General features: G+C 61.6%; 19 protein-coding genes. 11 read left to right on the forward strand and 8 right to left on the reverse strand.

From position 1 onward, the window contains the following. Positions 1–166 precede the first annotated feature (166 nt). The gene (ygjK, locus tag ACFWHB_RS15440) at positions 167–2,647 is read left to right on the forward strand and encodes an alpha-glucosidase (RefSeq protein WP_395948796.1); all 2,481 of its coding nucleotides are present in this window, start codon (positions 167–169) and stop codon (positions 2,645–2,647) included. A gap of 74 nt (positions 2,648–2,721) precedes the next feature. Here ygjK and tyrS read toward each other — a convergent pair whose 3' ends face one another. Continuing rightward, positions 2,722–3,921, reverse strand: coding sequence for a tyrosine--tRNA ligase (gene tyrS / locus ACFWHB_RS15445; protein ID WP_139744202.1), 1,200 nt, complete (start codon positions 3,919–3,921; stop codon positions 2,722–2,724). Positions 3,922–4,035: 114 nt separating this feature from the next. On the opposite strand from tyrS, the gene ACFWHB_RS15450 reads away from it, so the two are divergent. Both ACFWHB_RS15450 and ACFWHB_RS15455 read left to right on the forward strand, forming a co-directional pair. Then, positions 4,036–5,355: a peptidoglycan DD-metalloendopeptidase family protein gene (locus ACFWHB_RS15450; protein WP_395948797.1), complete on the forward strand. Its 1,320-nt coding sequence runs from the start codon at positions 4,036–4,038 to the stop codon at positions 5,353–5,355. Between the two features lie 176 nt (positions 5,356–5,531). Further along, positions 5,532–6,641, forward strand: a complete 1,110-nt coding sequence (locus tag ACFWHB_RS15455) for an anhydro-N-acetylmuramic acid kinase (RefSeq protein ID WP_395948798.1) — start codon at positions 5,532–5,534, stop codon at positions 6,639–6,641. Between the two features lie 97 nt (positions 6,642–6,738). Here ACFWHB_RS15455 and ACFWHB_RS15460 read toward each other — a convergent pair whose 3' ends face one another. Together ACFWHB_RS15460 and ACFWHB_RS15465 are read right to left on the reverse strand one after the other, a co-directional pair. After that, the gene (locus ACFWHB_RS15460; protein ID WP_395948799.1) at positions 6,739–7,170 is read right to left on the reverse strand and encodes a nuclear transport factor 2 family protein; all 432 of its coding nucleotides are present in this window, start codon (positions 7,168–7,170) and stop codon (positions 6,739–6,741) included. A 54-nt stretch (positions 7,171–7,224) separates the two neighbouring features. Beyond that, the gene (locus ACFWHB_RS15465) at positions 7,225–7,704 is read right to left on the reverse strand and encodes a GNAT family N-acetyltransferase (RefSeq protein ID WP_395948800.1); all 480 of its coding nucleotides are present in this window, start codon (positions 7,702–7,704) and stop codon (positions 7,225–7,227) included. 787 nt (positions 7,705–8,491) lie between these two features. On the opposite strand from ACFWHB_RS15465, the gene ACFWHB_RS15470 reads away from it, so the two are divergent. Beyond that, the gene (locus tag ACFWHB_RS15470; RefSeq protein ID WP_395948801.1) at positions 8,492–9,757 is read left to right on the forward strand and encodes a RidA family protein; all 1,266 of its coding nucleotides are present in this window, start codon (positions 8,492–8,494) and stop codon (positions 9,755–9,757) included. Between the two features lie 94 nt (positions 9,758–9,851). Here the strand turns inward: ACFWHB_RS15470 and ACFWHB_RS15475 are convergent, their stop codons facing one another. Then, positions 9,852–10,055 (reverse strand): hypothetical protein, encoded by a 204-nt coding sequence (locus ACFWHB_RS15475; RefSeq protein ID WP_234677077.1) that lies wholly within the window; start codon positions 10,053–10,055, stop codon positions 9,852–9,854. A gap of 579 nt (positions 10,056–10,634) precedes the next feature. Then, a complete protein-coding gene (tkt, locus tag ACFWHB_RS15480) occupies positions 10,635–12,626 on the reverse strand; it encodes a transketolase (RefSeq protein WP_171275680.1) in 1,992 nt (663 codons plus the stop codon). Positions 12,627–12,967: 341 nt separating this feature from the next. Between tkt and metK the strand changes: the two genes are divergently transcribed. The 7 genes from metK to ruvX all read left to right on the forward strand — a co-directional run bounded on the left by metK (position 12,968) and on the right by ruvX (position 18,791). Beyond that, the gene (gene metK / locus ACFWHB_RS15485) at positions 12,968–14,119 is read left to right on the forward strand and encodes a methionine adenosyltransferase (protein WP_025326202.1); all 1,152 of its coding nucleotides are present in this window, start codon (positions 12,968–12,970) and stop codon (positions 14,117–14,119) included. Positions 14,120–14,187: 68 nt separating this feature from the next. Beyond that, positions 14,188–14,727: a SprT family zinc-dependent metalloprotease gene (locus tag ACFWHB_RS15490; RefSeq protein WP_111910304.1), complete on the forward strand. Its 540-nt coding sequence runs from the start codon at positions 14,188–14,190 to the stop codon at positions 14,725–14,727. 73 nt (positions 14,728–14,800) lie between these two features. After that, positions 14,801–15,499: an endonuclease gene (locus tag ACFWHB_RS15495; protein ID WP_111910305.1), complete on the forward strand. Its 699-nt coding sequence runs from the start codon at positions 14,801–14,803 to the stop codon at positions 15,497–15,499. Positions 15,500–15,571: 72 nt separating this feature from the next. Then, on the forward strand, positions 15,572–16,303 hold the full coding sequence (gene rsmE / locus ACFWHB_RS15500; RefSeq protein ID WP_171275677.1) for a 16S rRNA (uracil(1498)-N(3))-methyltransferase: 732 nt from the start codon (positions 15,572–15,574) through the stop codon (positions 16,301–16,303). Between the two features lie 120 nt (positions 16,304–16,423). Continuing rightward, positions 16,424–17,374, forward strand: a complete 951-nt coding sequence (gshB, locus tag ACFWHB_RS15505; RefSeq protein WP_171275676.1) for a glutathione synthase — start codon at positions 16,424–16,426, stop codon at positions 17,372–17,374. 195 nt (positions 17,375–17,569) lie between these two features. After that, positions 17,570–18,124 carry a YqgE/AlgH family protein gene (locus ACFWHB_RS15510; protein ID WP_395948802.1) on the forward strand — a complete coding sequence of 185 codons (555 nt, stop codon included), beginning with the start codon at positions 17,570–17,572 and terminating at the stop codon, positions 18,122–18,124. Between the two features lie 244 nt (positions 18,125–18,368). After that, a complete protein-coding gene (gene ruvX / locus ACFWHB_RS15515; RefSeq protein WP_025326196.1) occupies positions 18,369–18,791 on the forward strand; it encodes a Holliday junction resolvase RuvX in 423 nt (140 codons plus the stop codon). A gap of 26 nt (positions 18,792–18,817) precedes the next feature. On the opposite strand, the gene yidZ is transcribed toward ruvX, so the two are convergent. The 3 genes from yidZ to ampC all read right to left on the reverse strand — a co-directional run bounded on the left by yidZ (position 18,818) and on the right by ampC (position 22,452). Further along, on the reverse strand, positions 18,818–19,837 hold the full coding sequence (gene yidZ, locus ACFWHB_RS15520) for an HTH-type transcriptional regulator YidZ (RefSeq protein ID WP_395948803.1): 1,020 nt from the start codon (positions 19,835–19,837) through the stop codon (positions 18,818–18,820). A 13-nt stretch (positions 19,838–19,850) separates the two neighbouring features. Continuing rightward, complete coding sequence (locus tag ACFWHB_RS15525; protein WP_395948804.1) at positions 19,851–21,020, reverse strand: MFS transporter; 1,170 nt, start codon at positions 21,018–21,020, stop codon at positions 19,851–19,853. A gap of 274 nt (positions 21,021–21,294) precedes the next feature. Beyond that, positions 21,295–22,452 (reverse strand): FOX/MOX family class C beta-lactamase, encoded by a 1,158-nt coding sequence (gene ampC, locus ACFWHB_RS15530; protein WP_395950212.1) that lies wholly within the window; start codon positions 22,450–22,452, stop codon positions 21,295–21,297. Positions 22,453–22,511: the final 59 nt, after the last annotated feature.

Raw genomic sequence — 22,511 nt, forward strand, 5'->3', positions numbered from 1 at the left:
CTCATGTAACCCGGTGATCCCGATCACACCTCTCCCCGCCCGTACTGTGACGTAGCGCCAACCTTTCCGCTTTCTTTCCCCTAGAATGGCCTTGAAAACGTTTTTACTAAAATAAACACAAAAAAAGCACCTTCTTTAACCTGCAAAATCGTCATTGGAGCGAGATATGTTTCGTAAAAATTTACTTTCCGTCGCCCTGGGTGTCGCCCTGTTTGGTCTAGCCGCCTGCAACGGCAATGACTCAAGCGCACCGACCCAGCCCGACGCCACCCTGGCGAACCAGTACAGGAACGTGATCGATCGCACCGGTACCCCGCTCCAGTTCCGTGACTTTGACAGCTACTCCAACCTCAAATACAACCCCCTGCTCGATCTCGGGGCCTGGCACGGCTTCCTGCTGCCCAAAAGCGACAGCGAGTGGGGCGGCTTCACCGGCCCCATGGTGATCGCCGAAGAGTACAGCCTCTTCTTCGCAAGGGAACTGGACAGGCTCAGTCTGGGGGATGAGAGCGGCCGCCAGTACCCCCTCACCAGCGCCAGCAAGCATGAGATCTACGCCATCCCCGGCGCCCTGGTGCAGCGCTTCGAATTCGAGCCCTTCACCCTGGAGCTGGAGCTGCGCTACGGCGATGCCCGCACCGCCCTTGTCCGCACCCGTCTGGTGAACAATCAGGATGCCCCCCTCACCCTGACCCTCAACTGGCAGGGTGAGCTGCTCCAGCAGTGGGATGCCAACAAGACGGTCGCCGAGCAGTATCCCGACTGGACCCGCACCCTCCGCCAGAGCGAGCAGGGGATCGAATTCCAGTTCGGCGAACTGCGCAGCACCTGGAACATAATGCAGAGCGGCAGCGCCAGCTATCGCATCGACCGCACCCTGCCCAGCCGCACCACCCTGGACGAGAAGGGGCTCGGCTATGTGAGCGAGGCCAGCCTCACCCTGGCCGCCAAGGGTCAGCAGGATATCTACACCCTGCAGAGCTATGTCCACTCTTCTGATGAGGCGAGCCGCTACCAGCAGAGCCGCCAGACCCTGCTGGCCGACCCGGCCAACGCCTTCGATGCCTCCATCCGCCGCTGGGAGGGCTACCTCGAGCGCGGCCTCTCCAACCAGGGCATCCCCGAATCGGAGCGCCGCATCGCGGTCAAGGCGGTGGAGACTCTCAACGGCAACTGGCGCTCGCCGGCTGGTGCCATCCTCCACGACGGCGTGACCCCCTCCAACACGGCCCGCTGGTTCGACGGCGTCTGGGCCTGGGATAGCTGGAAGCACGCCTATGCCATGGCTCACTTCAACCCCGAAGTCGCCAAGAACAACGTGCGCGCCATGTATGACTACCAGGTCCAGCCAAATGATCCGGTGCGCCCCCAGGACGCCGGCATGGTGATAGACGCCGTCTTCTACAACAAGCTCGCCGATCGCGGCGGCGATGGCGGCAACTGGAACGAGCGGGACACCAAGCCGCCCCTCTCCGCCTGGGCCATCTGGGAGATCTACAGTGCCACCCAGGACAAGGCCTTCATCGCCGAGATGTATCCGAAGATCCAGGCCTATCACGACTGGTGGTATCGGGCGCGGGACAACAACCGCAACGGCATCATAGAGTACGGTGCCACCCGCCACGTCGAGCACAACGACGAGTTCGGCAACATCACCTTCAAGGTGCGATATGGGAACGGCGTGCCCGCCGTGCTGGATCTCGCGCGTTGCACCGACGAGGGGGATGGCTGGTACGGCTGCGCCGGCATGCCGCTCTACCAGCAGGTGCTGAGCACTGGCGGTTACGACGAGATGGACATAGGTGCCCAGCACGGCGCCGGCTGGGAGTCCGGCATGGACAACGCCGCCCGCTTCGGCTTCATCGAGCAGGATCAGCTCAAGCGTTACGCCGACAAGGCCTATGGCGGTGACATAGACAAAGCCCGCCAGGACTGGAACGTCGCCTTCTTCGAGAACCACGAGGGGAGCGGTGAACTGATCGGTTTCTCCATCGATCAGGAGTCGGTGGAGCTCAACGCCTTCCTCGCCAAGGAGAAACGCATCCTGGCGGACATGGCAGATCTGCTCGGCAAGCCGGACGAGGCAAGCCGCTACCGCGAGGGCGCCAGCCAGCTGGCCGGCTACATCAACAGCTGCCTGTTCGATGAGACCTCCGGCTTCTATTACGATCGCCAGATTGCCCAGGGCGATGTGGCGGACGCCAACGGCTGCGTCGGCAAGCTGCTGACCGCCCGTGGCCGTGGGCCGGAAGGCTGGAGCCCGCTCTGGGCCGAGGTGGCCGACAAGGAGAAGGCGGCGCGGGTGCGCGAGGTGATGCTGAGCAGCCAGGAGTTCAACACCAAGGTGCCGCTCGGCACGGCGGCGCTGACCAACCCTGCCTATGACCCCGACATCTACTGGCGTGGCCGGGTCTGGCTGGATCAGTTCTACTTCGGGGTGAAGGGGCTGGAGAACTACGGCTATCGCGACGACGCCCAGGCGCTGGTCAACAAGCTGTTCAGCAACGCCAAGGGGCTGGCGGGCAGCGGCCCCATCCGCGAGAACTACAACCCGGAAACCGGCGCCATGCAGGGGGCCAGCAACTTCAGCTGGAGTTCGGCCCACCTCTATATGCTCTATCGCAACTTCCTGAAAAAAGAGGGGTAATCCCCGCTGACCCGGTAAATGACGCAACAAAAAGGCCTCCAGATGGAGGCCTTCTTTCTATCAGGGGAACGCGCTTACTTGACGGTCACCCGGGCAAACTTGCGCTTGCCGACCTGATAGACGGCGGTGCCGGCAGCGATCAGCGCCTTGCCATCGTCCAGCTTGTCACCATCCACCTTGACCGCGCCCTGCTTGATCATCCGCAGTGCCTCGGAGGTGGTCTCCACAAGACCGGCGTCTTTGAGCAGGTTGGCGATGGCCAGGCCGTCCCCTTCCAGGGCCAATTCGACTTCCGGCATCTCGTCCGGGATGGCGTTCTTGGAGAAGCGCTGGGTGAAGTCTTCGTGGGCCGCTTCGGCCGCCGCTTCATCGTGGTAGCGGGTGATGATCTCTTTCGCCAGCCAGATCTTCACGTCGCGCGGGTTCAGGGTACCGGCTTCGATGCCGGCCTTGAAGCCTTCGATGTCCGCCAGCGGGCGGGAGGAGAGCAGCTCGTAGTAGTTCCACATCAGGGTGTCTGTGATGGACATGATCTTGCCGAACATCTCCCCCGGGGCATCGTGCACGCCTATGTAGTTGGCGGCGGACTTGGACATCTTCTTGACGCCGTCCAGACCCACCAGCAGTGGCATCATCAGCACGCACTGGGCGGCCATGCCGGCATCTTTTTGCAGCTCGCGACCCATCAGCAGGTTGAACTTCTGATCGGTACCGCCGAGCTCGACGTCCGCCTTCAGCGCGACCGAGTCATAGCCTTGCAGCAGCGGATAGAGGAATTCGTGAATGGCGATGGACTGGCCGCCGCTGTAGCGCTTCTTGAAGTCGTCGCGCTCCATCATGCGGGCCACTGTCTGCTTGGCCGCCAGCTTGATCATGCCGGTCGCGCCCAGCTCACCCAGCCAGCTGGAGTTGTACTCGATGCGGGTCTTGGCGGGATCCAGGATCTTGAACGCCTGCTCCGCATAGGTGAGGGCGTTGTGCTTGATGGCCTCTTCGGAGAGCGGCGGGCGGGTGCTGTTCTTGCCGGAGGGGTCGCCCACCATGGCGGTGAAGTCACCGATCAGCAGGATGATCTCGTGGCCCAGATCCTGGAAGGTCTTCAGCTTGTTGAGGATCACTGTGTGACCCAGGTGAATGTCCGGAGCCGTCGGGTCCATCCCCAGCTTGATGCGCAGCGGGCGCCCTTCCTTCAACTTGGCGACAAGTTCTTCTTCAACCAGAATTTCTTCCGCTCCGCGCTTGATCTCGGCTAGCGCCACCTCGAGCTGGGACATTTTTTGACTCTCCAATCACGATTCCACAGGGCCAGACATATTACTGGAATGGCAGGCCAATTGGAAAGGCGGTAAACTCCGACCTTCTTCTGGGTTCAACTTCGTCAGCTTCTCATGGTCATTTGGCACGCCTTCAACTCTCTTCCTACCTGGCACCGCAAGATGGTGCTTATTCTGAGCATTCTGGTGATGATGCTGGCAGCCTGGCCAAGCGAACAGGCCGTCGCCACCCGGGTCGATGACAACGGCAACGAACTTGCCCTGCACCAGCCCGCCGACGCGGCCGCCGCAACCGATGAACTTGAGGACGCGCAGCCCCTCACCCCGCCCAAGCCGCGATACATCACCAAGCAGGTGAAGGTGCGCCGTGGCGACAACATGGGGGTCATCTTCCAGCGCATCGGGCTCAATACCACTGATCTTCATCTGATCGATCAGCTCGACGGCAGCGATCCCCTGCGCATGCTGCAGCCGGGACAGGAGCTCACCTTCAAGCTCACCGAACAGGGCGAGCTGCACAGCCTCTATTACCCCCACAGCCTGGAGCAGGCGCTCAAGGTGAGCCGCAAGGACGACAGCTTCGTGGCCAGACCGGTGCGCCTCGAGCTCGACACCCGCGAGCAGGTGGCGAAGGGGGAGATCCGATCCAGCTTCTGGGGCGCCGCCAGCGAGGCGGGCATGACGGAGGATCAGATCATGGACTTGGCCGCCATCTTCGGCTGGGACATCGATTTTGCCCAGGACCTGCAGCCGGGGGACAGCTTTCGGGTGGTCTATCAGGACAAGTATCAGGATGACGAGCGGGTGGCCTCCGGCGACATCCTGGCCGCCGAGTTCATCAACCAGGGGGCCATCTATCGCGCCGTGCTGAACCAGGATGGCAACTACTACACCCCGGAAGGCAAGGCGATGCGCAAGAGCTTCCTGCGCGCGCCGGTCAACTTCAAATACATCAGCTCCAACTTCAATCCGCGTCGCCTGCACCCTGTCACCGGCAAGGTGCGCCCCCACAACGGCATCGACTACGTGGCCCCCGTGGGCACCCCCATCATGGCGGCGGGTGGCGGCAGCGTGGTGGCGGCCGGTTACAACCAGTTCAACGGCAACTATGTCTTCATCAAGCACGCCGGCAACTACGTGACCAAGTACCTGCACCTCTCCAAGCGCACAGTGAACAAGGGCCAGCGGGTGAAACAGGGGCAGACCATAGGCCTGCTGGGGGGCACGGGCCGCGTCACAGGCCCGCATCTGCACTATGAATTCGTGGTGGGCGGCGTGCACAAGAACCCGCGCACCCTCACCCTGCCCCAGGCCGAGACCCTCACCGGGCGGGCGCTGGCCAGCTTCAAGGCCGAGGCCAGGCCACAACTGGCCAAGCTCGACAGCACGGATCTGCAACTGGCCCAGAACAAGCGGGACAGCAACGGCAGCTAATCAGCCATCAGCCTGTAGCGCCTGACCGCACAGCTGAAGCTGAAACGAAGAGAACAAGGAGAGGCCATGAGCGAGCGCTATATCGGATTGATGTCGGGCACCAGAGCCTGGCATGGGATAGATGCCGTGCCCTCCTCCACTCCTTGGCCAGGTTTCTCGTCACAGAAGGGCATGTCATGAGCGAGCGCTATATCGGATTGATGTCGGGTACCAGCATGGATGGGATCGATGCGGTGCTGGTCACTATGGATGGTGACACCCTTCGGGTGGAGGCGGCGCTCTGCCACCCCTGGCCAGAGGCAACGGCCCGCGAGCTCCACGCCCTCTGCACCCCGGGGGAGAACGAGATAGACCGCATGGGGGTGGCCGACAATCGAGTGGCGCAGGAATTTGCCGCCGCCACCCTGGCACTGCTGGCCAAGGCAGGGCTTGAACCCAAGGATATCCGCGCCATCGGCTCCCACGGCCAGACAGTGCGCCACCGCCCCCAGCTCGGTTTTACCCTGCAGATAGGCAATGCGGCCCTGCTGGCTGCCCTCACGGGTATCGATGTAATTGCCGACTTTCGCACCCTGGACATGGCCCTCGGCGGTCAGGGAGCGCCCCTGGTGCCCGCCTTCCATCAGGCGATATTTGCCAAACCCCATGCCCTTCGGGTGGTGCTGAACCTCGGCGGCATCGCCAATATCTCTGTGCTGCCGGGCCACGCCGACGGCGTCTATGGCTTCGATACCGGCCCCGCCAATACCCTGCTCGATGGCTGGTATCGCCGCCATCAACCCCAGGGCGGCAGCTACGACGCCGGTGGCCAATGGGCGGCCAGTGGCCAGCTTGTGCCCGCGCTGCTCGAAAAACTGCTGGCTCACCCCTACTTCGCCGCCCCCGCTCCCAAGAGCACGGGGCGGGAGATGTTTACTCTGGAGTGGCTCGACGACGAGCTGGCAGGCACGGCATATGCCCCGGTGGATGTGCAGCGCACCCTGCAGGCTCTCAGCTGCCACAGCATAGCCCGCCAGCTGCCTACGGTGGATGAGACGCAAGCCAGGCCAGAGCTGTTTGTCTGCGGCGGCGGCGCCCACAACGGGCCGCTGCTGGCGGAACTCGCCGCCCTGCTGCCCCGCTGGCGCCTTGAAAGCACGGCGGCACTGGGGCTAGCCCCGGACTGGGTGGAAGGAGCCGCCTTTGCCTGGCTGGCACAGCGCTTTATGACGCGCCAGCCCGGCAACCTGCCTGCCGTCACCGGCGCCAGCCGACCCGCCGTGCTCGGCGCCCTCTACCCCGCCTGAGCGCCTGAGTACCAGCGCCATTAACCCCTGAGCAATCACGTGCTCAAACAAATGCCGCCCAAAGGCGGCATTTGTGCATTGGGGTGGTAAAGGCAGATCAGCGGGGGGCGAGCCGCTTGTTGAACAGCTTGAAGCTGGCTCTGGCGATCAGGCCCTGCTCTATGAGATAGATGCAGAGCATCTCTATGGTGCCCGGCCCCTCCGGGAAGTTGCGGGTGACGCTCTCATGGTCGATGACCACATTGTCGTAACTGTGGCGAGAGAGCAGGGTCGCATGCAGATCCGGCTCTGCGAAGCGCGAGACCATGTTCGCCGCCATCTGCGCCTTGTCCCGAGCGATGATCTCCCCCTCCAGGCTGTACTGGGCAGCATCATCGGCATAGGTGGCCAGCCAGGCCGCCACATCCTTGCTGTTATAGGCATCCAGCTGCGTCTGCACTATTTGCTCTATCTGTCCTATCTGCTCTATCTGTCCTGTCTGCTGCGCTGCGACACCCTTGGCTTCCAGCTGCTCTGCTTCAACTCTCATTGATTCCATCCTGCCCTGGCGGGCGTGGTTAGCGTCGGGCGGCTCGCCCTGTGGTCAGCGCTCACTCTCCCACTCCCGAGCGCCAGCCTCAAGGGTGAGAGAGAGTCGCAGCATGTCCTTGTGCTGGATGCCGCTCTCGAAAATGGGGTCGGGGTAGTGGTGCAGAAAGTGATCCTTCACCACGGCATCCACCCTAAAACCGAGGCGCTGATAACAGGTTAGCGGATAACCAAAGGTGCCCGTACCCAGCTCCACCCGCCTGATGCCGCGGGCTGCAAGCTCGGTCAGCCCATGGCGCAGCAGGCCGGAGCCTATGCCCTGGCGCTGGTGATCCGGCCTCACGGCGACATTGAAAATTTCGGCCGTCCCCGGGCTCAGGGCCCTGACGACGCAGACCCCGACCAGGATGCCCTGGGCCCGGGCGGCAAAACACCAGGCCCCTGGGAGGTATGACCCTATGCGCTTCTCTGAGGGATCCGCCTCCAGCAACAAGGCGAGGGGGATCTCAGCCGCAGCTATATTTCCGTACTCCATCTTCATCTTCCTTTGCTTCATCGCCGCTCGTCGCCAGCCAGATGCTGATCGCAAATCAGGGCGTCTCGCCCCAGGATCTGCCGCCTCAGCCCAGAGGCGCAGTGGCGGTGCTGCCATGGCATGCTTCGGGTCTATGAGGCCAGATAAAAAATCACCCCAGAGATTGCGCCATGGCGCTATTTCATGGCCTGCATGACTTGCCCATGCAAATATATTGCATGATATGCCAGCCATATCGCCACTCATATTCTTGCCGAACATGGCTAGCATATTTTCAATCGCCATAACAGCCCCATCATCCGTGCATAAAATACATATCCATGCATGAACAATTGAATTAACTGCACGGCGTTACCGCTGATTAACCTATGGTTCACAGCCCGGCTCCCTATCTGACGGGAGTGAGCCCCCGTCTCAGGCTGATCCTCCGAAAAATGGGGCTGATTACACCATCAGCAGGGCATTTATTCCCTGAATTGAATCGCAACGGGACTATATTTCAGTGCGTTGAGCCAACGCATAAAAACGAGATCCCGGTTTGCCCTCCCCCCTTGGCCACTCATAGAATCCCCCTGTCTGAGATATTTCACCCTGTTCCAGCCTCCTTTATCCACTCCCTCTCGGGCGCGGATTGACAATGAACACCGAGGACCCGACGCCCTTCTATATGCGACAACGGGCCATCGGTTGCCATACCGGATCTGCCTTGTCGGGTATGGAGGAGCGCGATCGAATGGGGTGACCCATACCCTGCGATAACAACGAATAGCAAGAAGAGGAATATCCTATGAGTGGCACCATCATCAAGGCTGCAAGAAATACCCCCCATGCCCCCCAGGATCTGGGCCCCTACACCCAGAGCGTGGCCTTCTCCCATTACAACAATATTGCCGCCCAGCTGCCGGTCGATCCCAGGACAGGCAAGCTGGTGAGTGGCGATATCCAGGCACAGGCCAGACAATGCCTGAGTAACCTCAAGGCGATCGTAGAGAGCATCGGCCACGTCATGGACGACATGGTGAAAGTGACCCTCTTCCTCAAGAACATGGGGGATCTGGAGGCGGTCAACGCCGTTTATCGCGAATTCTTCCCCCGCAACCTGCCAACCCGTACCGTGCTGGCGGTGGCCGGTCTGCCGCTCGGCGCAGCCATTCAGATGGACGCCCTGCTTTCAAACGGGGAAGGCACCTTCCCGCAAGCCCCCTGCCCCCTTATCAAGCTCGCCCGAAACAGCTGCCGGGCACCGGCCGATCCCCTCTCGACCCATACGGTGGCCTTCTCCCACTACAACAATATCGGCGCCCAGCTGCCGGTGGATGCCGCCACCGGCCAGCTGGTTGCCGGTGGCATCCAGGAGCAGGCGGCCCAGTGCCTGCGCAATATCAAAAACGTGCTGGAGAGCATAGATGTGCCCTTTGACGATATCGTCAAGGTGACCCTCTACCTGACCAGCCTCGCGGATCAGGGTGCCATCGATGAGGTCTACCGCACCTTCTTCCCGGACTCCGCCATCGCCCGCGCCGCCGCCTATCTGCCGGCCCGCAGCCTGATCGTGGCCTCTGCCCTGCCGCTGGGTGCCCGGGTGCAGATGGATGCGGTGATCTCCCACGGTGACGGCACCCCGCCGCAACTGGTGGAAGATCGCCACAATCTGGTGATCAGCGCCCGCAATACCGACCAGGCACCGCGCAGCCCGCTCCATTGCCAGAGCGTCGCCTTCTCCCACTACAACCATATTGCCGGCCAGCTGCCGATCGACATGGCCACCGGCAAGGTTCTGACCGGTTGCATCAAAGAGCAGACCGCCCAGTGCCTCGGCCATATCAAGACCATAGTGGAGAGCATCGGCCATGTGATGGACGATATCGTCAAGGTCAATATCCAGGTCGCCAATATTGAGGATCTGGCCGAAGTGGATGCCGTCTATACCCGCCATTTCCCGAGCTACCTGCCCGCCCGCACCGTCATTGGCGTGAGCGAACTGCCCGCCGGCGCCCTGATCCAGATGGATGCGGTGATGTCCAATGCGGAAAGCACCCCGCCGCAGGCGTAAGATTTGCCTTAAATGATAAAAAGACACCGGCATAAGCCGGTGTCTTTTTATCGGGTGTCAACATTGACAACCTTATGCTTCAAGTTTTCCTTCGTTAACCGATAAATTGTTTAAGCTCCACCTCTTTCAATTTAAAGGCCTCATATTCCTGCGAATTTCTGCTCTTGGCGGCAGTGATCCATTGTACGCCGGTTTCATCGACATGTTTGAATTCCAGTCTGAATACGTATTTTGCACTGGTGACCATAGCCATCACCATTCCTGCCAGAAAAGCGACGGCGGGGAGAAACAACGTCATACCCTTACCCTGCGCTTCAGTAGGTATAAAGTAGAAGAGGATACTGGATGTAATTAACCCGAACAATAACATGTTTATTAGTTTGTCCTTCCATGTAAGCACTTTTACTTGTACATCAGAGATCCTGTTCAAATCATACGAATCAGAATTTATCTTCAGCTTTCCCTCTGACTTATCAATCAATACAGAACAAGCCATTGTAAATACCCCATCCTTTTTAAAATGCTGTAAATCAACTGATTTACTTAAAAATCACTCACTACCATGATCGAACGACAAATAACTCGCCTGCCCTATATCACTGGAAACGATACTGCAACGAATACGGATTAATCACCATTCAGATGCACAGCATATTATGAACGGAATCGTATGGCACCAAATAAATGCAGCCATACCGAGAAATTGGAGGTCGCCAACATACTAAGTTGTAAAACTGAATTATTCACTCAGGGTTGACCATGTCTCCCAAAGAATAAATTTTTCTTATAAAAAACGCCCCCCATCTTGCGATGGAGGGCGTTTTATCGTTCCGGCTATTGGGCCAGACGGCCCAATATTCAGCGCTTACAGGGGCTATTACAGGGATTCGGCGGTCGCTACCACGTTTTCCACGGTAAAGCCGAATTCCTTGAACAGCAACTCGGCCGGCGCGGACTCACCGAAGGTGGTCATACCGATGATCTTGCCGCCGAAGCCCACGTACTTGTACCAGTAGTCGGCGATACCCGCTTCGATGGCGACACGCTTGGTGACGCTGGACGGCAGGACGGACTCCTTGTACTCGGCAGATTGGGCGTCGAACACGTCGGTGGCCGGCAGGGAAACCACGCGCACGGCGCGGCCCTTGGCGGTCAGCTGCTCATAGGCGGCCACGGCCAGCTCCACTTCGGAACCGGTGGCGATCAGGATCAGTTCCGGGGTACCGGCGCAATCCTTCAGCACATAACCACCCTTGGCCACATCGGCCAACTGCTGGGCGGTGCGGTCCATCTGGGGCAGGTTCTGACGGGAGAAGATCAGGGAGGTCGGGCCGTCATGACGCTCGATGGCGTGCTTCCAGGCGATGGCAGACTCTACCTGGTCACAGGGGCGCCAGGTGCTCATGTTCGGGGTCAGACGCAGGGAGGCGATCTGCTCAACCGGCTGGTGAGTCGGGCCATCTTCACCCAGACCGATGGAGTCGTGGGTGTAAACGAAGATGGCGCGCTGCTTCATCAGGGCGGCCATGCGCAGGGCGTTGCGGGCGTACTCCATGAACATCAGGAAGGTGGCGCCGTAGGGGATGAAACCACCGTGCAGGGCGATGCCGTTCATGATGGCGGACATGGCGAACTCGCGCACGCCGTAGTGGATGTAGTTGCCTGCGGCGCTCTCGGGAGTCAGAGACTTGGAGCCGGACCACATGGTCAGGTTGGACGGGGCCAGATCGGCGGAACCACCCATGAACTCGGGCAGCAGCTTGCCGAAGGCTTCCAAGGCGTTCTGGGATGCTTTACGGGTCGCTATCTTGGCCGGGTTGGCTTGCAGGGTCTCGATGATCTTGGCGGATTCAGCGGCCCAGTTGGCCGGCAGCTCGCCAACGGTGCGGCGCTTGAATTCGGCAGCCAGGGTCGGGTGCGCGGCTTCATAGGCGGCAAACTTGGCAGCCCAGTCGGATTCCAGCTTGGTGCCTTTCTCCTGGGCATTCCACTCGGCGGCGATCTCGGACGGGATGACGAAGGGCGCGTGATCCCACTTCAGGAAGGCACGGGCGGCGGCGATCTCGTCGTTGCCCAGCGGTGAGCCGTGGCAATCGTGGGAGCCGGACTTGTTCGGGGAGCCGTAGCCGATGATGGTGCGGCAGCAGATCAGGGTCGGTTTGCCGGTCTCGGCCTTGGCGGCTTCGATGGCGGCGTTGATGGCTTCCGGGTTGTGACCGTCAACAGCCGGGATGACGTGCCAGCCGTAGGCTTCGAAACGCTTGGGGGTGTCGTCGGTGAACCAGCCTTCCACATGACCGTCGATGGAGATGCCGTTGTCATCCCAGAAGGCGATCAGTTTGCCCAGTTGCAGGGTACCGGCCAGGGAGCAAGCCTCGTGGGAGATACCTTCCATCAGGCAGCCGTCGCCCATGAAGGCGTAGGTGTAGTGGTCGACGATGTCGTGACCCGGCTGGTTGAACTGCTCGGCCATGGCCTTCTCGGCGATCGCCATGCCCACGGCATTGGTGATGCCCTGACCCAGCGGGCCAGTGGTGGTTTCGATGCCAGGGGCATAACCGTACTCGGGGTGACCCGGGGTGCGAGAGTGCAGTTGGCGGAAGTTTTTCAGATCATCGATGGAGAGGTCGTAACCGGAGAGATGCAGCAGGGAGTACAGCAGCATGGAGCCGTGGCCGTTGGACAGCACGAAGCGGTCACGGTCGGCCCACTTGGGGTTGTTCGGGTTGTGCTTGAGGTGGCCACGCCACAGCACTTCGGCGATATCTGCCATTCCCATGGGGGCGCCCGGGTGACCGGAGTTGGCTTTTTGAACGGCATCCATACTCAATGCGCGAATGGCATTGGCAAGCTCTTTACGAGAAGGCATCTGTATCTCCTGCGATTGCTTCATTTGATGGCCAAGATTAAGGCGCGTTATTGTCCCAGCAGGGCGGGCGCGGTGCAAATATTATCTGGGCGAATAAAGTGGCTTTGGGAGCACAATCGCTTTTCTGGCCAGGGAAAACGATTCAATCCGCCCCCTCCCTTACCTCCATCGGGGTGGTTGCCCCCTCAGCCTTGGTCCGGGCGGGTCCAACCCCAAATAGTGCTGGCAATCACACTGTGACCTAATTAAAATAGACGTCCAGATGTAGATACCTCTACAGACATACCGTCATTTTCCGGTTATGGCCAAGGCGATAACCCCATACGAATCGAGAACCAATCATGGCAAAGCTGTTTACTTCCGAGTCGGTCTCCGAAGGCCATCCCGATAAAATCGCCGACCAGATCTCCGATGCGGTGCTGGACGCCATCCTGGTGCAAGACACCAAGGCCCGCGTCGCCTGCGAGACCCTGGTCAAGACCGGCATGGTGATGGTGGCCGGTGAAGTAACCACCTCTGCCTGGGTCGACATCGAACAGATCGTGCGCGACACAGTTCGCGAGATAGGTTACACCCACTCCGACATGGGCTTCGATGCCGACTCCTGCGCCGTGCTGAACGCCATCGGCAAGCAGTCCCCGGACATCAACCAGGGCGTCGATCGTACCGATCCGCTGGAGCAGGGCGCCGGTGACCAGGGCCTGATGTTCGGCTACGCCACCAACGAAACCGATGTGCTGATGCCCGCCCCCATCACCTACTCCCACCTGCTGGTGAAGCGTCAGGCCGAAGTGCGCAAGAACGGCACCCTGCCGTGGCTGCGCCCGGATGCCAAGAGCCAGCTCACCTTCGCCTACGACAACGAAGGCAAGATCCTGGGTGTGGATGCCGTGGTGCTCTCTACCCAGCATTGCGACTCCATCAGCCACAAGGATCTGGTGGAAGCGGTGCGCGAGGAGATCATCAAGCCGGTGCTGCCGGCCGAGTGGATCACCAAGGACACCAAGTACTTCATCAACCCGACCGGCCGTTTCGTTATCGGCGGCCCCATGGGTGACTGCGGTCTGACCGGTCGCAAGATCATCGTCGACACCTACGGCGGCATGGCCCGTCACGGTGGTGGCGCCTTCTCCGGCAAGGACCCGTCCAAGGTTGACCGTTCCGCCGCCTACGCCGCCCGCTATGTCGCCAAGAACATAGTCGCCGCCGGTCTGGCTGCCCGCTGTGAAGTCCAGGTTTCCTACGCCATCGGCGTGGCCGAGCCGACCTCCATCAGCGTCGAGACCTTCGGCACCGGCAAGGTGGCCGAGGAGCTGCTGGTCAAGCTGGTGCGCGAGTTCTTCGAGCTGCGTCCCTACGGCCTCATCGAGATGCTGGATCTCAAGCGTCCCATCTACCAGGCGACCGCCGCCTACGGCCACTTCGGCCGTGACGAGTTCCCCTGGGAGAAGACCGACAAGGCCGCTCTGCTGCGCGACGCCGCCGGTCTGTAAGGCTGGCCGTTGTGATAAAAGGGGAGCCTGGCTCCCCTTTTGCTTATCCGCTACCCGACGAGACCTCGATGTCTGCCACCAGATCCCAACTCGACGCTTCCCTGCTCCAGCTGCTGCACCAGCGGGTCGACGCCTGCTTTGTGCAGGCGGAGGCACGCCTCGGCCGTTCCTTCCCGCGCCCGCAGATCCACTGCAACATGCGGGGCCGGGCGGCGGGGTCGGCACGGCTGCAAACCTGGGAGCTGCGCTTCAACCCGGCGCTTTATGAGGCCAACCAGCAGGCCTTTCTGGCCGAGGTGGTGCCCCACGAGGTGGCGCACCTGCTGGTCTATGCCCTCTGGGGAGAAGGGCGCGGCAAGTCCCGGGTGCTGCCCCACGGCCGCCAATGGCAGTCGGTGATGCGGGAGCTGTTCGCGCTCGCCCCCAACACCACCCACAGCTTCGATCTCGCCGTGCTGGCCCAGCGCACCCATGCCTATGCGTGCGCCTGCCAGCAGCATCGGCTCTCGGTGCGCCGTCACAACAAGGTGGTGCGCGGCGAGGCCCGCTATCACTGCCGCCGCTGTCGCCAGCCCCTGGTGTTGCAGCCGGGCTCGCCAGCGGATTGAGTCAACCCGTGTCGCGCCCCTGTGTTAGGGTGCGCAGCTTCTTCAGCCAAATGTTTCATTGCCAAGGATCTTCATGTTTCGCTCTCTGCTCACCCTCAGTGTCGGCCTGCTCATCAGCCTGCCGTTCATCAGCTCGCCCCTGCAGGCCCAGACCTTTCGCGCCGCCAAGCAGGATCTGAACAAGCTCTATCAGAGCCACCCCACCACCTTCTATTGCGGCTGCAACATCAAGTTCAGCGGCAAGCAGATGGCCCCCGACTGGGAGAGCTGCGGCTATCTGCCACGCAAGCAGGCCAATCGCGCCTCTCGCATCGAGTGGGAGCACGTGGTCCCCGCATGGGAGTTCGGCCACCAGCTCCAGTGCTGGCAAGAGGGCGGGCGCAAGAACTGCGGCAAGAGCGACGAGTTCAACAAGATGGAGGGGGACATGCACAACCTCTTCCCCGCCATCGGCGAGGTGAACGGCGATCGGGCCAACTACCGCTTCTCCGACTGGAACGGCAAGCCGAACCAGTACGGCAAGTGCCAGATGCTGGTGGACTTCAAGGATCGCCGGGTGCAGCCGCCCAAGGGGCCGGTACGCGGCCAGATAGCCCGTGCCTACCTCTACATGGGCCAGCAGTATGGGCTGCGCCTGGCCGCCCAACAGCGTAAACTGTTCGAGGCCTGGGACAGGCAGTACCCGGCCGACCGCTGGGAGTGCGAGCGCAACCTCCGCATCGGCAAACTGCAGGGCAATACCAACCCCTTCATTGAAAAGCAGTGCCAATAGCCCCATTTGACAGGGAAGGGACACCCCCTTCCTATCATGAAACGCGTTCAAGCCAAGAGATTGTGATCAGCCATGCGCATTCCACGTATCTATGAACCGGCCGCCCTGCAGGTGGGCCAGACTCTCGCCCTGTCGGAAGACGGTGCCAACCACATCGGCCGGGTGCTGCGCATGCAGCCGGGTCAGCAGCTCGAGCTGTTCAACGGCGACGGCAACCAATATGCCGCCACCATCACAGGCGTCGGCAAGAAGTCGGTGGAGGTGCGCATCGACAGCTGCGAGGCCCGCTCGGTGGAGTCACCCTTCGCCATCCATCTGGGCCAGGTGATCAGCCGTGGCGACAAGATGGACTTCACCATCCAGAAATCCGTGGAGCTGGGCGTCACCTGCATCACCCCGCTCTTCTCCGAGCGCTGCGGCGTCAAGCTGCCCGCCGATCGGTTGGAGAAGAAACGCGAGCAGTGGCAGAAGGTGGTGATCAGCGCCTGCGAGCAGTGCGGCCGCAATGTGGTGCCCATCGTTCGCACGCCCATGGAGCTGGACGCCTGGCTGCGCGAAGAGACCCAAGAGCTCAAGCTCAACCTGCACCCGCGCGCCCCTTACAGCATCAGCACACTGCCGGTACCCGAACACGGGGTGCGGCTGCTGATCGGCCCGGAAGGGGGCTTGTCCAGCGACGAGATCGCCCGTACCGTGCAAGAGGATTTCAAGGAAATGCTGCTGGGGCCGCGGGTGCTGCGCACAGAAACCGCCGCCCTGACCGCCATTACGGCGCTGCAGTGCCGCTTCGGCGATCTCGCTTAATACCATCGGGCAGTGTCGATAAGCTGAGTGACGGCATCGAATGATGGCAGACTCAAGCGGCCGATTACGCTGCGCTAATCGACCCTACAACCCTATCGAGCCATTAAAAAGGAACAGCGGATGACCATTAAACTCGGCATCGTGATGGACCCCATCTCGGCCATCAACATCAAGAAGGACTCCAGCTTCGCCATGCTCGAAGAGGCGCAAAAGCGCGGCTACGAGCTCTTCTATCTGGAGATGAAGGATCTTTACATGCAGGCGGGGCGCGCCTTCGGCACCATGCGTCCGCTCACCGTCAAGCATGACTACGCCCACTGGTTCAGCCTGGGGGAAGTGGTCGATCAGCCGCTCTCCAGCCTGGATGTGATCCTGATGCGCAAGGATCCCCCCTTCGACACCGAGTTCATCTACGCCACCTATATGCTGGAACGGGCCGAGGACGAGGGCTGCCTCATCGTCAACAAGCCCCAGAGTCTGCGCGACGCCAACGAGAAGCTCTACACCGCCTGGTTTGCCGAGCACACCCCGACCACCCTCGTCACTCGCCGCACCGACAAGCTGCGCGCCTTCCACGCCGAGCACAAGGACGTGATCCTGAAGCCCCTGGACGGCATGGGCGGCGCCTCCATCTTCCGCATGAAGGAAGATGACGCCAACGTGGGGGTCATCATCGAGACCCTCACCGCCCACGGCAGCCAGTACTGCATGGCCCAGACCTTCCTGCCCGCCATCAAGGATGGCGACAAGCGGGTGCTGGTGGTGGACGGCGAGCCAGTGCCCTACTGCCTGGCCCGCATCCCGGCCCAGGGAGAGACCCGTGGCAACCTGGCGGCCGGCGGCCGCGGCGAGGCGCGTCCCTTGAGCGAGGCGGACTGGGCCATCGCCCGTGCGGTGGGCCCCACTCTCAAAGAGAAGGGACTCATCTTCGTCGGGCTCGACATCATAGGCGACCGCCTGACCGAGATTAACGTCACCAGCCCGACCTGCATCCGTGAAATCGAGGCGGCCTTCCCGGTGCATATCACCGGCATGCTGATGGATGCCATCGAACGCCGTCTGGGAAAATAACCCCAGGAGACACCCCCTCGAGGCCGTCACCCAGGCAGTGACACCACAGGGGCCAGTGCGGCCCCTGCTCTTTTCTGTTGCGCGACGATGTGAGCCAGCCCCCGGACTTCCGGCTTTTCTGTGCGAAAAAGCGGTTTTGCCCGCCGCCGTCAACTGCCATAATCACCCCAAATACCTTTGCACTCTTTGATATCTATGCAAACACTGCAAAACCACTTTTTGCTCGCCATGCCGAGCCTCACGGACGCCTACTTCGAACGCGCCCTGGTCTATCTGTGCGAGCACAGCAGCGAGGGAGCCATGGGACTGGTGGTCAACATCCCGGTGGACATGTCCCTGGACGCCATGCTGACCAAGCTCAAGCTGAGCCCCCCTGCCACCGCCGAGATGAAGCAGCCGGTGCTGCAGGGCGGCCCGGTCCATGCTGATCGCGGCTTCGTGCTGCACAGCTTCAGGCCCGGCTTCAACTCCACCCTGCAGGTGAGCGACGAGATGATGGTCACCACCTCCAAGGACATCCTCGAGACCCTGGGCACCGCCGAGGCGCCGGACCACTGGCTGGTGGCCCTGGGTTACGCCGGCTGGAGCGCAGGGCAGCTCGAGCAGGAGCTGGTGGATGGCGCCTGGCTGGTGATCCCCCCCAACCCCAGGCTGGTGTTCGACACCCCCATTCACCAGCGCTGGCAGCAGGCCGCCGCCAGCATAGGCGTCAATCCTCTGCATCTCTCCAGCCAGGTGGGGCACAGTTAGATCCCTTGTCACGCTCTTTAGTTGGTGCAGTTCCCATTTAGTGCCCCTCATCCCCAGCCCTTCTCCCGCGAGGGGAGAAGGGGGTAAATCGGCACGTTTCGGATATATCTGCGGCAACCAGTCAGCTAAAACGGAGTTAGCCAAATTCGAGCGAGCATAACCTCGGCAGGTTCCCTCTCCCTTCGGGAGAGGGCTAGGGTGAGGGGATACGACATCTTTTTATTCATCTATTTCGAGGACATCCATGTCATCACGCAGCATCATGGGCTTTGACTACGGCACCAAGAGCATAGGCGTCGCCATCGGCCAGGAGCTCACGGGCACGGCCCAACCCCTTCGTTCCCTCAAGGCCAACGACGGCATTCCCAATTGGGACGAGATTGAAAAGTTGCTCAAGGAGTGGCAGCCGGATCTGCTGATCGTCGGCCTGCCGCTCAACATGGATGGCACGGATCAGGAGATCACGGTGCGGGCCCGCAAGTTCGGCAACCGCCTCCATGGCCGCTTCGGCAAGCCGGTGGAGTTCAAGGACGAGCGGCTCACCACCACGGATGCCCGTGCCCGCCTGTTCGAGCGCGGCGGCTACAAGGCGCTCGACAAGGGCAGCGTGGACGGAGTCTCCGCCCAGCTTATCGTCGAAGCCTGGATGGAAGAGCAATACGGTTGAGTTCAGGGGGCCATTGGCCCCCTGCATCAGGCATCTCCCGCCGGCGCCAGCGCAGCCTCTCCCCCGCCCCATGGGAACAGGGCAAGTCCCTCCGCCGCCAGGCCATAGAGCCGCTTCGTCTCATTGCGCAGCCACATCACCTTGGCATCCTGGTTATGGCGTTTGTGCCATAGCAGGATGAAGGCTATCTCAAGTTGCTTGTAGAGTGATTCGGGGAGCGGCAGAGGCATGGCGCTCAGGTTGTCGTGGTGCCTGGCGGCATAACCAGCGCAATAGGAGGGCGCCACCGCGATCAGCTCATGGCTCGACTGGGAGGCGATATGCAGGGCCTGCTCGAAGCTCGCCACCATGATGGGCACCTCCCGCCTCTGCCCCTCGTCCTCCAGCAGATCATCCAGCGCCCAGCTATCGCTGGCCTCCCACACCACGCTTACCTGGGGACAGGCCAGGAAGTTCTCCAGGGACCAGGTCTGCTGGAGCAGGGGGTGATCTTTACGCAGGAACACCACGGGCCTGTCGCTGAACAGCACCTCGTGATCGATGTAGTAGGGCAGCCGGTTGACCCTGGCCTGGGAGCGACCGTGGGTCTCCCGGGCGCAGAAGCCGAGATCCGCATCCCCGTTGACTATGTCGTTGAGGGAGTGATGATCCCACCCCAGCATCCTGACCACAGAGTGGGGATACTTCTGGTAGATGGTCATGGGCAGCTCGCTCAGGAAGCTGGTGCTGAAGGGGGACTCCATCACCAGGCTGAAGCGGGCCCCCTCGGGGATCGCCTCGCTATTGAGAGAGGTGATGCTGTCTGTCAGCAGGAACCAGGCCTTGAGCTCCTCCTCCAGGGTCAGGGAGAGCTGGGTAGGCTGCAGCCCCTGACGCACCCGCACCAGGAGGGGATCGTCAAACCAGTCCCGCAGCTTGGCGAGCGCCTTGCTCACCGCCGAGGGGGTGACGCAGAGCTTCTTGGCCGCCCCTGTCACGCTGCGCTCCTGCATCAGGTGCTTGAAGACCACCAGCAGGTTCAAATCCAGTTCACCCAGGTTGCGCATCTTTCCTCTCCCCTTATCCCCGCGACCGCGCTTCACGCAGCGCGAGCCATGGTAGCAGCCCTTTGACGGCCAGGTAACTGAGCAGGGTCAACAGCAGGGCAGAGATCAGCATCAAGGATGGGGCCACGCCAAGCTGGCCCAGCAGCCAGATATAGAAGCCGGAGAGGCTGATCTGCATGATGCAGAGCAGGGCGCTGGCAAATGCCGCCTGGTGCTGACACTCCGCCAGCGCCTCCCCCATCGCCACCCCGAAGCCGCAGGAGAAGCCGATGCAAACCAGGGCAAAGCCCGGCAGCAGCAAGGGGATGTCGCCCCCCAGCTGCCAGCTGCCGAGCAGGAGGCAGGCCGCCAGCAGGTAGGCCAGATGGGAGAGCGCCAGCACCCTCTGCTTGCCCAGCCAGCGCAGCAGCAACGGGGTCAGGAAGGAAGTGGACATGCTCACCCCGGCCATCACCATCATCACTATGGCGTACTGCTCCGTGGTGAAGCCGTACTGCTGCATCAGGATCAGCGGCGAGACGCTGACATAGACCAGGATGGCGGTCACGCTGACACTGGTCAGCAGCGAGAACAGCATGAAGCGCGGGGAGCGCAGCAGGGCCATTGGTCGGGTAGCACCACTCTGCTGGCGGGCCGGACGGGTCTCCTTGAGCAGCAGCAGGTTGACCAGGCCGCTGACGGCCGCCACCAGCGCCATCGCCACGAAGATCCCGCGCCAATCAAAATGCGACAGGATGAGATAACCCAGCACAGGCGCCAGCACCGGAATGACGCAGATCACCCCATTGATCATGGAGAGCGCCATCGCCAGCCGCTCCTGGCTCAGCACATCCCGCAGCACGGTAAAGGTCATGATATAGAGCGCCCCCGCCCCGACTCCCTGCCAGAAGCGGCCGAGATAGAATTGGCTGATCCCCGCCGCATTGGCCGCCACCAGGGAGGCGAGGACAAAAATCAGGGCGCCCCCCAGTACCACCCAGCGCCGCCCATGGCGATCCGCAATGATCCCCCCCAGTAGCACAGTGGCCGCCATGCCGAACAGGTAGATGGAGAAGGCGGTGTGGATCTGCGCCTCGCTCGCCTGCAGGGTATCGGCAATCTGGGGCACGGCCACCAGATAGAGATCGATCCCGACCGGGTAGAGGATGATCATCAGAAAAGTGCACAGCAGGAAAATGGCCATGGATGCTCCATTGCGAAGGGCCCGCCCACACAAACTATGCCCAACCAGCGTCGATGGCGGGAGCATGGGGGACCGGATGAATATGCGCTGCACTATAGGAGAGGGGCCCGCTCGCACCTAGTGACGAGATGGCGATCGGTAGATTCCAATTTGGAAATCGAATTGTCAGTGGTGAGCCATTCTGGCCATTCAGTGAAGCGTAACCGCGCCGGCGGTACCAAAAAGTACGCCGGGCAATCCCGGCGTACTCACCTCAATCAACGGGGCCGAGCTGTCACTCCGTCAGCTTGCTCAGGATGGCGTGGGCCGCCTTGACACGGGCGTCATTGGGATAGTTGCGATTGGCCAGCATAACGATGCCGACACCCTTGGCGGGCACGAAGGCCACATAGGCACCGAAGCCGTTGGTCGAGCCTGTCTTGTTGTAGAGCCTCGCCTCTCCCGTCTCCTGGGACCCGGCAACGGGTTTGACCGGATTGGCATTGTAAGTCACCGCTGGGGAGTTGCCTGCCAGCAGCGCCGCTTCGCTGACGGGATAGGGGTAGCTCTCCCAGCCGAGTCCCTGGGTCATGGTTCCCACCGAGTAGAAACCGGTGTGGGTCATGGCGATCGCCTGCTGCAGCGGCTCGTCGCCACCACCTGCCATGTTGGCACCGACGAAGGTCAGCAGATCCGCCGAGCTGGTCTTGATGCCATAGGCCTCGTCCGCCAGGATCCCCGGGTTGACCCGGATGGGCTTGTCCTCTTTCGAGTAGCCATAGGCGTAGTTCCCCATGGCCGCGGCGGGCACCTTGAGATAGGTGTGGGCCAGGCCGAGCCCGGGCAGCAGGGTCTGGCTCACCAGTTGCTCAAAGGGTTGCCCCAGGCTATGGGCGGCCAGGTGGCCGAACAGGCCGATGCTGGGGTTGGAGTACTGGCGATGGGTACCCGCCGGGTAGGCTGGCGTCCACTGGCGATAGTAGGCACGCATCTTGTCGATGGAATCCACCTCGTCGGGGAATTGCAGCGGCAGGCCCCCTGCGCTGTAGGTGGCGAGCTCGGCCATGGTGATGCCGTCGAAGGCGGAGCCTTTGAGCCAGGGGGCGTGCTGGCTCACCTTGTCATCGGGCTGGAAGCCGCCCTTGACCACGGCGTAGGCCCCAAGAGTTGCCGTAAGAGTCTTGCTGACCGAGCCAATCTCGAACAGGGTCTGCTCGCTCACGGGGGCCCCGCTCTCCCGGTTCGCCACCCCATAGTTGAAGTAGTGGGCCTTGCCATCCTTCAGCACGGCCACCGCCATGCCCGGGATCCTGTACTCCTTGAGCACGGGCCGGATGCTGGCATCCACCAGGGGGCGCAGGGGATCGCCCTGGGTGTCCGCTGCGGCCTGAGTCAGGCCGGCCCACAGCAGGGTGCCCGCCGTCAGCAATGTCATCCGCACCTGTTGTTGCATGGTCATTCTATCCTCTCGGTTGCTTGGGATCGCCGCACCAGCGACGAGCTATGGGGCCA

It is taken from the genome of Aeromonas mytilicola subsp. aquatica, from assembly GCF_044336385.1.
In the GTDB taxonomy this organism is placed as follows: Bacteria; Pseudomonadota; Gammaproteobacteria; order Enterobacterales; family Aeromonadaceae; genus Aeromonas; species Aeromonas rivipollensis.

Bases quoted from the DNA above. Each gene is read 5' to 3' on its own strand.
- ygjK (WP_395948796.1), top strand. From the start codon at position 167: ATGTTTCGTAAAAATTTACTTTCCGTCGCCCTGGGTGTCGCCCTGTTT.
- tyrS (WP_139744202.1), bottom strand. From the start codon at position 3,921: ATGTCCCAGCTCGAGGTGGCGCTAGCCGAGATCAAGCGCGGAGCGGAA.
- ACFWHB_RS15450 (WP_395948797.1), top strand. From the start codon at position 4,036: ATGGTCATTTGGCACGCCTTCAACTCTCTTCCTACCTGGCACCGCAAG.
- ACFWHB_RS15455 (WP_395948798.1), top strand. From the start codon at position 5,532: ATGAGCGAGCGCTATATCGGATTGATGTCGGGTACCAGCATGGATGGG.
- ACFWHB_RS15460 (WP_395948799.1), bottom strand. From the start codon at position 7,170: ATGAGAGTTGAAGCAGAGCAGCTGGAAGCCAAGGGTGTCGCAGCGCAG.
- ACFWHB_RS15465 (WP_395948800.1), bottom strand. From the start codon at position 7,704: ATGGAGTACGGAAATATAGCTGCGGCTGAGATCCCCCTCGCCTTGTTG.
- ACFWHB_RS15470 (WP_395948801.1), top strand. From the start codon at position 8,492: ATGAGTGGCACCATCATCAAGGCTGCAAGAAATACCCCCCATGCCCCC.
- ACFWHB_RS15475 (WP_234677077.1), bottom strand. From the start codon at position 10,055: ATGACGTTGTTTCTCCCCGCCGTCGCTTTTCTGGCAGGAATGGTGATG.
- tkt (WP_171275680.1), bottom strand. From the start codon at position 12,626: ATGCCTTCTCGTAAAGAGCTTGCCAATGCCATTCGCGCATTGAGTATG.
- metK (WP_025326202.1), top strand. From the start codon at position 12,968: ATGGCAAAGCTGTTTACTTCCGAGTCGGTCTCCGAAGGCCATCCCGAT.
- ACFWHB_RS15490 (WP_111910304.1), top strand. From the start codon at position 14,188: ATGTCTGCCACCAGATCCCAACTCGACGCTTCCCTGCTCCAGCTGCTG.
- ACFWHB_RS15495 (WP_111910305.1), top strand. From the start codon at position 14,801: ATGTTTCGCTCTCTGCTCACCCTCAGTGTCGGCCTGCTCATCAGCCTG.
- rsmE (WP_171275677.1), top strand. From the start codon at position 15,572: ATGCGCATTCCACGTATCTATGAACCGGCCGCCCTGCAGGTGGGCCAG.
- gshB (WP_171275676.1), top strand. From the start codon at position 16,424: ATGACCATTAAACTCGGCATCGTGATGGACCCCATCTCGGCCATCAAC.
- ACFWHB_RS15510 (WP_395948802.1), top strand. From the start codon at position 17,570: ATGCAAACACTGCAAAACCACTTTTTGCTCGCCATGCCGAGCCTCACG.
- ruvX (WP_025326196.1), top strand. From the start codon at position 18,369: ATGTCATCACGCAGCATCATGGGCTTTGACTACGGCACCAAGAGCATA.
- yidZ (WP_395948803.1), bottom strand. From the start codon at position 19,837: ATGCGCAACCTGGGTGAACTGGATTTGAACCTGCTGGTGGTCTTCAAG.
- ACFWHB_RS15525 (WP_395948804.1), bottom strand. From the start codon at position 21,020: ATGGCCATTTTCCTGCTGTGCACTTTTCTGATGATCATCCTCTACCCG.
- ampC (WP_395950212.1), bottom strand. From the start codon at position 22,452: ATGCAACAACAGGTGCGGATGACATTGCTGACGGCGGGCACCCTGCTG.